General features: G+C 64.5%; 13 protein-coding genes. 8 read left to right on the top strand and 5 right to left on the bottom strand.

The genetic code is table 11. The features are described 5' to 3' along the window. Window positions 1–232 precede the first annotated feature (232 nt). Window positions 233–889 carry a DUF1345 domain-containing protein gene (locus tag L0U83_RS22040; RefSeq protein WP_233886216.1) on the bottom strand — a complete coding sequence of 219 codons (657 nt, stop codon included), beginning with the start codon at window positions 887–889 and terminating at the stop codon, window positions 233–235. A 341-nt stretch (window positions 890–1,230) separates the two neighbouring features. Between L0U83_RS22040 and L0U83_RS22035 the strand changes: the two genes are divergently transcribed. The 4 genes from L0U83_RS22035 to L0U83_RS22020 all read left to right on the top strand — a co-directional run bounded on the left by L0U83_RS22035 (window position 1,231) and on the right by L0U83_RS22020 (window position 5,871). Then, window positions 1,231–1,836 (top strand): sugar dehydrogenase complex small subunit, encoded by a 606-nt coding sequence (locus L0U83_RS22035; protein WP_308445057.1) that lies wholly within the window; start codon window positions 1,231–1,233, stop codon window positions 1,834–1,836. A gap of 83 nt (window positions 1,837–1,919) precedes the next feature. Further along, window positions 1,920–3,521: a GMC family oxidoreductase gene (locus L0U83_RS22030; protein ID WP_233886215.1), complete on the top strand. Its 1,602-nt coding sequence runs from the start codon at window positions 1,920–1,922 to the stop codon at window positions 3,519–3,521. A gap of 13 nt (window positions 3,522–3,534) precedes the next feature. Next, a complete protein-coding gene (locus L0U83_RS22025) occupies window positions 3,535–4,938 on the top strand; it encodes a cytochrome c (protein WP_233886214.1) in 1,404 nt (467 codons plus the stop codon). 192 nt (window positions 4,939–5,130) lie between these two features. Then, window positions 5,131–5,871 carry a metallophosphoesterase gene (locus tag L0U83_RS22020; RefSeq protein WP_233886213.1) on the top strand — a complete coding sequence of 247 codons (741 nt, stop codon included), beginning with the start codon at window positions 5,131–5,133 and terminating at the stop codon, window positions 5,869–5,871. Window positions 5,872–5,907: 36 nt separating this feature from the next. Here L0U83_RS22020 and L0U83_RS22015 read toward each other — a convergent pair whose 3' ends face one another. Next, window positions 5,908–6,609 (bottom strand): RES family NAD+ phosphorylase, encoded by a 702-nt coding sequence (locus tag L0U83_RS22015; RefSeq protein ID WP_233886212.1) that lies wholly within the window; start codon window positions 6,607–6,609, stop codon window positions 5,908–5,910. Next, on the bottom strand, window positions 6,606–6,968 hold the full coding sequence (locus L0U83_RS22010) for an MbcA/ParS/Xre antitoxin family protein (protein ID WP_233886602.1): 363 nt from the start codon (window positions 6,966–6,968) through the stop codon (window positions 6,606–6,608). Before L0U83_RS22010 ends, L0U83_RS22015 begins: the two co-directional genes overlap by 4 nt. A gap of 451 nt (window positions 6,969–7,419) precedes the next feature. Here L0U83_RS22010 and L0U83_RS22005 point away from each other — a divergent pair, with 451 nt between their 5' ends. After that, entirely contained in the window at window positions 7,420–7,644 is a 225-nt protein-coding gene (locus L0U83_RS22005) for a hypothetical protein (protein ID WP_233886211.1), read from the top strand. A 7-nt stretch (window positions 7,645–7,651) separates the two neighbouring features. Here L0U83_RS22005 and L0U83_RS22000 read toward each other — a convergent pair whose 3' ends face one another. Then, window positions 7,652–8,503: a LysR family transcriptional regulator gene (locus L0U83_RS22000; protein ID WP_233886208.1), complete on the bottom strand. Its 852-nt coding sequence runs from the start codon at window positions 8,501–8,503 to the stop codon at window positions 7,652–7,654. 100 nt (window positions 8,504–8,603) lie between these two features. Here L0U83_RS22000 and L0U83_RS21995 point away from each other — a divergent pair, with 100 nt between their 5' ends. Continuing rightward, window positions 8,604–8,987 carry a tautomerase family protein gene (locus L0U83_RS21995; protein ID WP_233886206.1) on the top strand — a complete coding sequence of 128 codons (384 nt, stop codon included), beginning with the start codon at window positions 8,604–8,606 and terminating at the stop codon, window positions 8,985–8,987. A gap of 62 nt (window positions 8,988–9,049) precedes the next feature. On the opposite strand, the gene L0U83_RS21990 is transcribed toward L0U83_RS21995, so the two are convergent. Then, entirely contained in the window at window positions 9,050–9,601 is a 552-nt protein-coding gene (locus L0U83_RS21990) for a TetR/AcrR family transcriptional regulator (protein WP_233886204.1), read from the bottom strand. Window positions 9,602–9,743: 142 nt separating this feature from the next. On the opposite strand from L0U83_RS21990, the gene L0U83_RS21985 reads away from it, so the two are divergent. Both L0U83_RS21985 and L0U83_RS21980 read left to right on the top strand, forming a co-directional pair. Further along, window positions 9,744–10,406 (top strand): DUF3313 domain-containing protein, encoded by a 663-nt coding sequence (locus L0U83_RS21985; RefSeq protein ID WP_233886202.1) that lies wholly within the window; start codon window positions 9,744–9,746, stop codon window positions 10,404–10,406. A 96-nt stretch (window positions 10,407–10,502) separates the two neighbouring features. Further along, a complete protein-coding gene (locus tag L0U83_RS21980; protein ID WP_233886200.1) occupies window positions 10,503–11,993 on the top strand; it encodes a PqiB family protein in 1,491 nt (496 codons plus the stop codon). The last annotated feature ends 10 nt before the right edge of the window (window positions 11,994–12,003 follow it).

Genomic DNA, 12,003 nt, shown 5'->3' with positions numbered 1-12,003 from the left:
TGGACAGGCACCTGTTCAGAGTAGTGCAAGAGCAGGCCGGAACCAAACCGCTTGCGCCGCGTGGCGACTTGCGGGGAAGGGGAGCAAGGCACATGCCCATGGCCGATACGGGCGCGCGCCGCCACGCGCAGGCGCACGTTCACAACGCCTGGGCGAAAAGGCAGGCGAAATAGGCAGAGAAACCGGCGGCGATTGCCGGTATCCGTTGCAGCGGCGAAAAAGGAAAGACGGACTAGCTACCGACCATGCTCGCTGCGATGTTCACGCATAGCCCTAGCACAGAAACGTTGAAATAGAACGACAAAATCGATTGCGCGAGCACACCGCGCCGCGCGCTGCGCCCGCGCAGTCCGATATCGGCGGTTTGCGAGGCGCAGGCGATGGTGAACGAGAAGTACAGAAAATCCCAGTAATTCGGCGTGAGTTTTTTGTCGGGAAACGCGAGGGCGGGCTCGTTGGGATCGGAGCCGTAGTAAAGGCGCGCGTAGTGCAGCGTGAAGATGGTGGGAATGAGAAACCACGCCCCGATGAGCGTCGCGCCCGTGAGCAGCGAATGCAGCACCTTCGAGGCCGTGCCGAGATCTTTCGTCGTGCCCAGTTCAATGACGATGGCGACGATGCTCGCGACCGTTGCGGTGCAGATCAGGAACAGCACGGTGCCCGCGTTTTCGTCTTCGCGGCGCGCGTTCACGCGCACGCTCTCTTCGTTTGCGAACACCATGTGCACCCACATCAGCACGAGGTAGGTCCACACCGTGGCGTCCCAGCCGAGCAGCACGCGCGCCGAAGTGTGGATCGAGACGGGCGCGAGCGCACCGAGCACGACGCCCACGGCGATGGCGATCATCATGTGCGGCCGGTTGCGCAGCACCTGTGGAATGAGGTTCATGGCGTATGGCGTGACGCGCCAGGGGTGCGGCGGGTGGCGCGGGGTGATGAATGCGGCGATTCTACCGTGCGAGGCCGCGCGTGGTGATGCGCTGTTATGCCGGGCATGCAAGCTTTCGGTTTGTCTTATCGGGCCATAAGGAGCTATATTGCTTGCGCAACGCGGCAACGCGCTTTCGAAGTCAGCGCAACGATGGTGCATATGCAGTGATCCGCGTCGAACGACGATAGCAAACGTCTGTTGTCGTTGCAGAGCATCAAGCGCCGCCCGCGCCGGCGGCAAGCGTGTCTCGCCCCCCAGGCCAGCCGTCCAGGCGGGGATCGACCTCATCTGGAGTGCTCATGACAGATGTGACACAACACGGGATGTCTCAGGCGCCGCACGATCTTCCCGCCGCATTCGACCGCCTCGGCCGTCCCGGACGCAGGCGTTTCGTTTCGGGAGCGTGTGCAGCGGCGCTGCTCGCCTTCGCGGCTGCCGGACGCTCTCGCGCGCCCTTCGGCATGGGCCGCGCGTTTGCGGCTACGGCCACGCCGGCGTCCGCATCCAGTAGCGGCTATGAAACCTTTATCGAGTTATCGCAGCACCTGACTGGCCGCACGAGCTTTAACGCCGTGCTCGGCAAGCGCGTGTATGCCGCGCTCGACAACGCAAGCAGCCAGTTCGACGTGAACGTCGCGACGCTCAATACATGGATTGAAGGTCATCGCAGCGTGCCCTCCGATACCGTGACCGCCGCGCTCAAAACCGATCAGCCTGAACTCGCCTCGATGGTGGGCGACATCATGCGCGCGTGGTATCTCGGTCTCGTGGGCGAGATGCCGAAGGTGCAGGTGGTGGCCTTCGAAAAGGCGTTGATGTTCGACCCCGTCAACGACGTGCTCACGATTCCCTCGTATTGCCGCGACGTGCCGTTCTACTGGAAGCAGAAACCCACGGGCGGATAGCGGAACAACAAACCGAATAACGAGCGCGCACATAACGGACCGCGCCAGGTCCCCACAACGAAAGCCAAAGGAAGAGGTCGACAATGGCGACAGGACATTCCGCCGACGTGGTCGTCGTCGGTTCCGGCGTGGCGGGCAGTCTGGTGGCGCACCAGCTCGCCCGGGCCGGCGCATCCGTTCTGTTGCTCGAAGCGGGGCCCCGCCTCGCGCGCTGGCAGATCGTGGAGAACTTCCGCAACTCGCCCGCCAAGGCCGATTTCGCCACACCGTATCCCTCCGTGAGCTACGCGCCGCATCCCGAATACACCCCGCCCAACGACTATCTCGTGCAGAAGGGCGATTATCCGTACAACTCACAGTATCTGCGCCTCGTGGGCGGCACCACGTGGCACTGGGCCGCCGCCGCGTGGCGTTTGCTGCCTTCGGACTTTCGTTTGAAAACGCAGTACGGCGTGGGCCGCGACTGGCCCTATCCCTACGAGACGCTGGAGCCGTGGTATCAGCTCGCGGAAGTGGAGTTGGGCGTCTCCGGACCGGACGCTACGTACGATCTCGGCTCGCCGCGCTCCAAACCGTACCCGATGAGCATGCTGCCGCTTTCGTGGATGGATCAGCGCTTCTCGCAAGTGCTGAATGCGAATGGCTTTCACGTGGTGCCCGAGCCGGTCGCGCGCAACAGCCGCCCGTTCGATGCGCGCCCCACCTGCTGCGGCAACAACAACTGCATGCCGATCTGCCCGATCGGCGCGATGTACAACGGCGTGGTGCACGCGGACAAGGCCGAGCGCGCAGGTGCGAAGCTCGTGCCGCAGGCCGTGGTCTATCGCATCGAGGCCGACAACAAAGGGCTCGTTACTGCGGTCCACTACAAGGACCCGAACGGCAGAAGCACGCGTGTGACCGGCAAGCTCTTCGTGCTCGCCGCGAACGGCATCGAAACGCCCAAGCTCATGCTGATGTCGACGAGCGGCGCATTTCCGCACGGCATCGGCAACCGCTCCGACCAGGTGGGCCGCAATCTCATGGATCATCCGGGCACGGGCGTCACGTTCATGGCCAACGAGCCGCTGTGGCCGGGGCGCGGGCCCATGGAAATGACCTCGGTCGTGAACTTTCGCGATGGCGCGTTCCGCTCCGAGCACGCGTCGAAGAAGCTGCATCTCTCGAATGCGGCGCCTACCATGGCCGTCACGGCCGCGCTCATCCAGAACGGCTTGACCGGCGCAGAGCTGGACCGCGAGATACGCGAGCGCACGTCGCGCACGCTCACCATCAACAGCTTTCACGAGCACTTGCCCGAGCCGCAGAACCGTGTGCTGCCCTCGCGCGAGCACAAGGACGGCCTCGGCATTCCACAGCCCGAGATCTATTACTCGATCAACGATTACGTGAAGAAAAGCGCGGCGAACACGCATGAACTCTATGCGCAGATCGCGCAGCTTTTCGGCGGCACGGACATCACGTTCGACGACACCTTCGCGCCCAACAATCACATCATGGGCACGACGATCATGGGCACGAACGCCGCCGATTCAGTCGTCGATGCCGATTGCCGCACGCACGATCATTCGAACCTGTTCGTTGCCAGCAGCGCGGTGATGCCCTCCGCCGCCTCGGTGAACTGCACGCTGACGATCGCCGCGTTGTCGCTGAAGCTGGCCGACAAGCTGCGCCACGAGCTTTGATGCGAGCCAGACGATGAAAACAACGAAGTCCCCCGCCGCGGCCACGGCCAATCACGAGCGAGAGAGACGCGCGCGTGCCGCCATCGCGGCTGCGCTTTTCTGTGCCTTTGCGCTCTATATCGCGTGGCACGCGTCGCACGAATCGCAAACGCGTCCCATCGACGAACTGCCGATGTCCACGGCGCGCGGCGACGATACATCCACACCCAATGTGAACGCGGACACGCCCGACCTCATCAAGCGCGGCGAATATCTCACGCGCGTAGGCGATTGCGCCGCGTGTCATACCGCCGATCCGGGCAGACCATTTGCGGGCGGGCTGCCCATCAGCACGCCGTTTGGAAAAATCTACACGCCGAACATCACGCCGGACCCCGCCACCGGCATCGGTCAATGGAGCGATACCGACTTCGTGCGCGCGCTGCACGAAGGCATCGGCAAAGGCGGCGAGCAGTTCTATCCCGCGTTTCCTTACGTCGAATTCTCGCGCATGACCGAGCAGGACGTGCACGCGATCCGCGCGTATCTGAACACGCTCGCGCCGGTGCATTACACGCCGCCCGCGAACGAACTGCGCTTTCCGTTCAATCAGCGCTGGCTGATGATCGTGTGGAATCTCTTCAACTTCAACGAAGGCCGCTTCGTGCCGGACCCGAAGCAAAGCGCCGAATTCAACCGCGGTGCTTATCTCGTCGAAGGCCTCGCGCATTGCGAGGAGTGCCACACGCCGCGCAACTTCATGCAGGGTCTCAAGACGACCGGGCGCTTCTCGGGCGCGACGCAGGCGGGCTGGCAGGCTTACAACATCACGCCCGACCGCACGAGCGGCATTGGCAACTGGAGCGACGACGTGCTGATCGCCTACCTTTCCACGGGCGTCGCCGCGGGCCACGCGTACGCGGCGGGCCCGATGGCGGATGTGGTCCAGCACTCGACGCAATATCTGACGCACGAAGACCTGCGCTCGATCGTGGCGTATCTGCGTGCGCTGCCGCCGGTTTCGGGCGGCGTGACGCGGCCGCGCGATGCGTGGGGCACACCGGCCGTGGACGACGTCACCGCGCTGCGCGGCACGGCCATCACGACCGACAACGGCCTGCAGCTATTCGTGGCGAACTGCGCGAGCTGCCACCACTGGACGGGCGCGGGCGTGGGTGCAAGCGCGCCAGGTGCGTATCCGTCGCTCATTCACAACAGCGTGGCGGGCGCGCCGAGCGCAGACAACCTCGCGATGGTGATCCTGCACGGCGTGAGGCGCCAAACGAAGGACAGTGACGTGCTGATGCCGGCATTCGGAGACGCATTGAGCAACCAACAGGTGGCGGCCATTTCCAACTATGTGACGAAGCGGTTCGGCAATCCGCAGGCCACCCTCACGGCCAACGAGGTCGCGGCGCTGCGTGCCCAGCCCCAGTGATTCCGTGGCGGCGCTGGGACTTTGCGCCGCGCGCACGGTGGCAGTGGCGGCAGCGGCGGCCGCAAACGCGTATGCTGTGGGCGCAGGCACGCCGCTTGCGTGTAGTCTGCTTCGTGATGCGCCGTTCGCAATCGTTGTCAATACGATATTTGGCGCTCATATGGCCCACTCACACAGCGCTATGATGAAGTAATGACGCATACACCCGACGCTCTCGTGCAGCACCATGCCGCCAACCTTGCAGGTCGCGATTTCGTTGTAGGCGACTTGCATGGTTGCGTGGAGGCGTTGCGCTATCTTTTGCGCGAAGTGGAGTTCGACACCGCGCGTGACCGCCTGTTTTCGGTGGGCGATCTCGTTGACCGGGGCGAACGCGAGCAGTGCGAACAGGCGCTCGCGCTGCTCGATAAACCGTGGTTCTACGCCGTGCTCGGCAATCACGAAGATGCGCTGTGCGCCGTGGCCGAAGGGCGGATGCCGCGCAATCGCTGGTATGGCATCGGCGGCGGCTGGGCGCAGAGCGTGCGTGACGCCGAACTCGTGCACTACGCGCAACGGCTGCGCCAATTGCCGCTCGCGCGCGTAGTAGGCGAGGGCGAAAAGCGCTTCAACATCATCCACGCGGAATTTTTCGGCGACGATGCCGCGCTCGACAGCGGCCAGTTCGATTCCGAAGTGCGCGAACGCATGCTTTGGGGGCGCGATCTCGTGCTCGGCACCGGCGACCCGGCGCGCCATGCGCTCTCGCTCACGTTCTGCGGACATACGCCGGTGCGTGAAGTGCGGCAGATCGGCTCGCAAGTGTTCATCGACACGGGCGCGTTCATCACCGAAGGACGCCTCACCATGGTGGAGGCGCTCACGTCGCGCATCTGGTCGGTCTCGCAGGTCGAAGCGCTCGCGCACGGCGCGGCCGCGATTGTGCTGCCCTGAGGCTCGCGCCTCGCGGTCTCTCTTTGGCGGCTCGCGCTACACGATGCGGTTCAACTCGAACACCATGTCGATCGTGTGCCCATTCCAGTTGTATTCCAGATACGCCGCGTGATGGCACGCGCGCAGCAGCGTCGTGCTGAGCGCGGCGAGGCATTGGCCGTCCTCGTCGCGCACCGACGGATACGCAATGCCGGGCGCACGCGCCTCGCGGGCGGCGCGGCCTAGCGCCTGGCCGGAGGTGTAGTCGTCGGGCGAGAGCACGCTCGGGTCGAGCGCGGGGTCGTCGCGCAAATCGATCACCTCGCCTTGCGCGCTCACCGTGTAGAGCCGCATCTGCTGGCGGATGGGCGGCTCGTTCGTGGCCGCGAGAAAGAGCCCCGAGTGATAGCGCGTTTCCGCTACGGCAGTCGCGCGCGAGCGGGCGCAGTAGAACACGCCATACGTGCCGTCGGAAAAGCGGCTGCCTTGTGGATTCAGATGCGTGAATGCCGCCATGATCGGCCCGTAGCCAGGGCCGAAGCGGCGCTCCTCGCGCGGCACGAGGTCGAGGTCGCCGGTTTCGGTGCGCAGGCGGTCGTTGGTGAGCGCTTCGAGCGCGTAAAGCGCCTCGAAGTCGTCCGCGGAAGCCACGCGGTCGAACAGGTTCACGGCGGGAAAACGGGTGGGAATCACCCTGAACGCGGGTGACCAGGTGAGCTGCGCGCTGCGCCAGCGGTCTTGCCAGTTCGATTGCGTCACGCCCAGCCGCCTCGCATTGCGTCGAGATACTGGCGCACCGCCACGAGGTCGCTGACATTGCCGGCCAGCATGCGGTCGAGCGCGCGCCGGCCGCCAAAGGGCGGCGCGCTGTTGGGGCGCTTGATCCAGGTGTCGGCGGAGGTGGGTTGGGGCAGGAGAATCTGCAGCGCCTTGTAGATGCCGAGCAGCAGCGAAAGGCGTTCGAGTGTGTCGCGGCCGAGCCGGGCGGTTTGCGGGGACTGCTTCCACTTGAAGAACGTGGATCGGCCCGGCGAGCCGAGCAGAATAATCTGCTCTTCGGCGCTCAGGTCCCAGTCGCTCGCAATTCGGAAGAACGCCCTCAGCCCCGCGGCCGACATTTCGGTGAGCGAGGGCTCGGCGCCGGAACGGCGCGGCGCAGTGACGGAAGCAGTGGCAGGTGCCATGGTGGTCGAGTCCCGAATTGAACTTTTAATAGATATTAGTCCATATGTGGATTATTGCAAGTTTTGACTCGGTATAATCCTCCCCGGACATTGAGACGGCATTTGGGGAGAGACGGGGTGCGGGCAGGCGTATTGATGGTCGCGGCAATGGTTTTTGCCGCGCCGGTGTGGGCATTGGGGCAGGCGAAGACGGCAGGCACGCATGCAGGGAGCGACAGCTGCGCAGCAATCGCATAGGGCGCACGCATCCAACGCGCGCGGAGCGCATGGTACTGCGGCGTCGCACACGACCGGACGCCCTGCACGCGCGGCGGGTTCCGCGCATGCGAGTGCCCCGCGCAATGTTGCGAAAGCCGGCAAGCCGTCGCACGCCAAGGGGCACGCCGTGGCGCAGCGGCATACGCCCGGCGAGGTCCACGCGGCGGCACATACGCATCATCCGGCTTCTGGCGCGGCAGCCGCGCCCAAAACCGTCACGCAAAAGCGGCCCGCGCCGAAGCCCGCCGCGATGCGTCCCGCGCCGCGCCACAAGCTCGTGGTCGATGCGCCGCCGCCGCATATCCAGCGCGCGATTCCCGCGCCGCACGCACTGCCGCCCATCCTGAGCTGAGCGCCGGTTAGCCCGTGCCGAGCCCCGAAGCGAGCAATTGCAGCGTCGCAGCGGTTCGAGGCTCGCGCACGCGCGAGTAAAGCATCACTTGCGAAGCCGGCAGCGCGGGCAAGCCGAGCCGCGCGCCAACGTCGATGAGTTCGCGCGGCGCGACCCGGCGCGCCAGCGGCGACACCGCAAGACCCGCGGCCAGCGCGGCACCCACCGCCGCGACGCCGCCGCCCACGAACACTTCGGTCCACGCCACGCCTGCGGCGTCGAGCGCGCGAATCGCCGCCGCCCGCACCGCGCAGGGCGCGGCGAGCAGCGCGAGCGGCAGCGCCGTGCCGGGCTGCCACTGCCATTGCGGCGCCGCTAACCAGACGAGCGGCTCCGCGAAGAGCCGGCGCGCATCGCCGCGCGGCGCCTCCTCTTCCTCCTGACGGACGATGGCGGCATCGAGCCGCCGCTCGTCGAACTGCGCGAGCAGCTGCGCAGAAAGCCCCAGATGCAGCTCGATCACGAGTTGCGGATCATGTACACGAAGCTGGGCGAGCTGGCGGGGCAGGTTCGCGTCCGCGACATGCTCGCTCAGGCCGAGCGCGAGCCGCCGCTCGCCGCCGGAAAGCGCCCCGAGCGCGCGCTCATGCGCGCCGAGCAGGTCGCGCGCCGCGGCGAGGAACGTGAGGCCGTCCGCCGAAAGCCGCACGATGCGCGGCGTGCGTTCGAGCAACTGCTTGCCCAGATGCGTTTCGAGGCGCTTGAGCTTCAGGCTCACGGCCGATTGCGTGGTGTCGAGGGCGTCGGCGGCGCGCGTGAAGCTGCTCAGCTCGGCGACGAGCACGAAGGCGCGCACGGCGTCGAGGTCGAGTGGTTTCATTTCAAATGAAAATTGATGAAATATCTATCTATGCCTGTTTATTATGATAGATCGCGCCTAAGCTGATGTCACGTCAAACCCATCGAAGAAGGAGATCGACATGCCATTCACTCGTATCGCTGTTCGCGCAGGCAAGCCCGCCACGTATCGCAAGGCGCTCACGCAGGGCATTCATCAAGCGCTAATGGAGGTTTTCAAGGTGCCTGAAGATGACATCTTCATGATCATCACTGAGCACGATGCCGATAATTTCGTGTTCGGCCGGAATTACCTGGGGATCGAGCGCAGCGACGATCTGGTCATGATTCAGATCGCTGCGAACAATACGCGCGGGCAGGATCAGAAGAAGGCATTGTTCGCGCAGATTGCCGAAAACCTCGCGCGCGACCCTGGCGTGAGGCGCGAGGATGTGTTCGTCAATCTCGTGGATGTCGCGCGGGAAAACTGGTCTTTTGGGAATGGGGTGGCGCAGTATGCGACCTGAGCGAGCGATCTAATGTTGCCGCCGTCAACGTGCCTCGCGATTCCTTTCGCGAGGCAGCCGCATCACCACTTCTTCTCGTCGAGCAGCCGGTCGAACAGCCGTTCTCGCAGCGCGTCGGGCACGGCGGAAAGCCCGAGCAGCGCGCTGAACGCAATGCCGCTCGCGGCGAAGTAGCGTAGCAGCGAGAGTTCGAGATCGCGTGCCTCGGCCTGCAGCTTTTCCATCTTGGCCGCGTCCTGGGCCTTCAAGTCGTCGAGCAGCGCCGGGCTCTCGACCAAAGCCGCGAGCACCGCGCGCGCGACGGAGTCCGGCTGGTTGATGGATTCCCTGTAAATCGCGATCTGCGCCGAAAGAACCGGTTCTGCCCGGGTGTGGCCGCCGGCGGCCAGGTGATCCTGTGCGATCTGCTCAAATTGCTCCCGCTGACGATCGAGCAGCGCGCGCAGCACGCCCAGTTTGTTGCGAAACTGGTGTAGCAGCCCACCTTTGCTGATGCCGCTTTCGCGCGCAAGCGCATCGAATGTCAGGCCGCCGACCCCGTCGCGGGTCAGGATCGCAAGCGCCGCGTCAATCGCCTTTCTGCGGGAAATTTCGGAACGTGTCTGGTTATCCATGGGCGGGATTGTACCCCTGCATCACTCTGCAAACAAACCGGATAGACGGTTTACATCCTTTGAGGCCGATGCTACGCTTCGTCACGTCTTGAACTCGGCCGGATGCCAGGCGGTATTCGGTAACTTTTGAAAGGATGCCTTCGTGCTCAATTCCCGTTTTCTTCACACGTCATCGGCCTGCGTAGCACTCCTAACGTTATCCGCGTGTGCGGGCGTACAGCCCGTTGCCTATGGCAGCCTCGCCTCGTCTTCCCAACTCAAGGAGAACCGGGACAACGACGCCGCTCAAACGCCATTCCGGTACGCGGCGCCGGTGCTCTGGTCGCGCTATTCGCAGATCATCGTCGATCCGGTCGCGGTGTATCAAGGCGGCGACAATCAGTTTGGCGACTTGTCGGATGCGGACAAGGACGTGCTCGCCGCCTACATGCACAAGACGTTTGCCGAGACGCTGTCGAAGCGCTTCGATCTTGCGACGCAGGCGTCGCCCGCTACGCTGCGCGTGAAGCTCACGTTGACTGGCGCAGAGAAAACGACTGCCGTAATCGGCCAGGCGATGCACTTCGACATTGCGGGCAATCTCTACAACGGCGTTCAGGCGATCAGGGGCGGCAAGGGGGCGTTCAGCGGATCGGTGTCGTATGCCGTGGAGGTGTACGACAGTGCGTCAGGGCGTCTGCTTCGCGCCTACGTGACGAAGCAATACCCGAATGCGATGAATCTGGCCGCCGCTTTCGGCTCGCTGAGTGCGGCCAGGACCGGCATCGACAAGGGCGCCGATGCACTCGTCGAGCAGTTGCGCTGACGGCCAGGCCGTCGTGGGGACGTTGTGAATGCCCGGCGGCGGTGGCGGTCCGCGGTCTGGGTCGCCTGGCTTTTTGCGAACCTGGCTGGCGGCCTGATGCTTGCCCAAACGCTGGCACAGCGCAGTACTCGCGTCACCGTGAGCTTCGCGTCCGGCGCTGGGCTTGCCGCCGGGAAAACGCCGGTGCGATATCGAGGCGTGGCAATCGGCCGGCTCGAACATCTGCGTTTGTCCGCAGACGGTCGACGTGTCGATGCCGAACTGAGGCTCGACGCCGCCGGGCAACGCGTCGCGACCTGCGGCACGAAATTCTGGGTCGTGCGTCCGCGAATCGACGTGACGAATATCTCGGGGCTCATGACCGCCATTTCGGGAACCTGGATCGACGTCGATATCGATGCTCATTCGCTTGGGGCGTGCGACACGTTCACCGGCTTCGACACGCCGCCGGCAATCACCAGCGATGACGATGGCACGCGTTTCGTGATTCGCGCCTCAACGCTTGGCTCGCTGAACGCTGGCTCACCCGTTTATTTTCGCGGTGTGCAGGTCGGGCAGGTGCTCGGCTATTCGCTGGTGCGCAGTGGCGGCAACGTCCGCATCGGTGTTTTCGTCAGGAGACCTTTCGATCATCTGGTGACTTCCGATACGCGATGGTGGCAGGCGAGCGGTCTCGAACTCAAGGTCGATTCCAGCGGCATGCGGCTGGATACCCCTCCGGCCGCGGCGCTGCTCGCGGGCGGCGTTGCATTCGACACGCCGCGTGGGAGTGTGCGTGCCGTATCCGCCACGAGCGTCGAGGATTTTCAACTCGCGCAAAGCCGCACAGACGCCATGCGCGCGAACGAAGGTCCGCCTGCGGTGGTGCGCATGCGTTTCACGCAATCGGTACGAGGATTGTCGGTGGGGGCGCCTGTCGAGTTCCGCGGTGTCGGGTTGGGCACGGTCACGGCGATCGATATTGACCTCAAACCCGATAGTGGTCGATTCGACATGCTGGTCACATTGAGCCTTTATCCCTCCCGGCTCGGCCGTAACTACCGCGATGCGCTCGGCGACGGCGCAGGCACGGCGGGCAAAGATCTGCTGCGGCAGCTCGTTGCCCAGGGACTGCGCGCACAGCAACGCACGGGAAGTCTTTTGACGGGGCAGAAGTACGTCGCACTCGACATCTTTCCGCACGCACCCGCGGCCCGCGTCGACACGGATCACTCGCCAGTCGAGTTGCCGACGGTGCCCAACTCACTTGAAGAGCTACAGGACCAGCTGTCGAACGTCGTGCGCCGGCTCGACCGCATGCCGCTTCAGGAGATCGGGCGCAATCTGGACGCCTCGTTGCAGCAGTCGAGTGCCCTGTTTGCGCGGCTCGATACGGAACTCGCGCCGGCCGCGCGTTCGACGCTCGAATCCGCGCAACAGGCGTTCCGTTCCGCGAACGAGATATTCGACCAGGCTTCACCGCTGCAAAGCGATGTTCATCGGGCGTTGGCCGAGTTGCGGCGTACGCTGGCCAGCCTGAACGCCCTGTCCGATTATCTCGAACGCCACCCGGAGGCATTGATCTGGGGGAAGCGCGCAGACCCATGAAGCTGCAAGG

It is taken from the genome of Paraburkholderia flagellata, assembly GCF_021390645.1.
Taxonomy (GTDB): domain Bacteria; phylum Pseudomonadota; class Gammaproteobacteria; order Burkholderiales; family Burkholderiaceae; genus Paraburkholderia; species Paraburkholderia flagellata.
This window is presented reverse-complemented; position numbering and strand designations above follow the sequence as displayed.

What these genes read in the sequence shown, in the direction of transcription:
- L0U83_RS22040 (WP_233886216.1), bottom strand. Translation starts at nt 889, where the DNA reads ATGAACCTCATTCCACAGGTGCTGCGCAACCGGCCGCACATGATGATC.
- L0U83_RS22035 (WP_308445057.1), top strand. Translation starts at nt 1,231, where the DNA reads ATGACAGATGTGACACAACACGGGATGTCTCAGGCGCCGCACGATCTT.
- L0U83_RS22030 (WP_233886215.1), top strand. Translation starts at nt 1,920, where the DNA reads ATGGCGACAGGACATTCCGCCGACGTGGTCGTCGTCGGTTCCGGCGTG.
- L0U83_RS22025 (WP_233886214.1), top strand. Translation starts at nt 3,535, where the DNA reads ATGAAAACAACGAAGTCCCCCGCCGCGGCCACGGCCAATCACGAGCGA.
- L0U83_RS22020 (WP_233886213.1), top strand. Translation starts at nt 5,131, where the DNA reads ATGACGCATACACCCGACGCTCTCGTGCAGCACCATGCCGCCAACCTT.
- L0U83_RS22010 (WP_233886602.1), bottom strand. Translation starts at nt 6,968, where the DNA reads ATGTCGGCCGCGGGGCTGAGGGCGTTCTTCCGAATTGCGAGCGACTGG.
- L0U83_RS22000 (WP_233886208.1), bottom strand. Translation starts at nt 8,503, where the DNA reads ATGAAACCACTCGACCTCGACGCCGTGCGCGCCTTCGTGCTCGTCGCC.
- L0U83_RS21995 (WP_233886206.1), top strand. Translation starts at nt 8,604, where the DNA reads ATGCCATTCACTCGTATCGCTGTTCGCGCAGGCAAGCCCGCCACGTAT.
- L0U83_RS21990 (WP_233886204.1), bottom strand. Translation starts at nt 9,601, where the DNA reads ATGGATAACCAGACACGTTCCGAAATTTCCCGCAGAAAGGCGATTGAC.
- L0U83_RS21980 (WP_233886200.1), top strand. Translation starts at nt 10,503, where the DNA reads ATGCTTGCCCAAACGCTGGCACAGCGCAGTACTCGCGTCACCGTGAGC.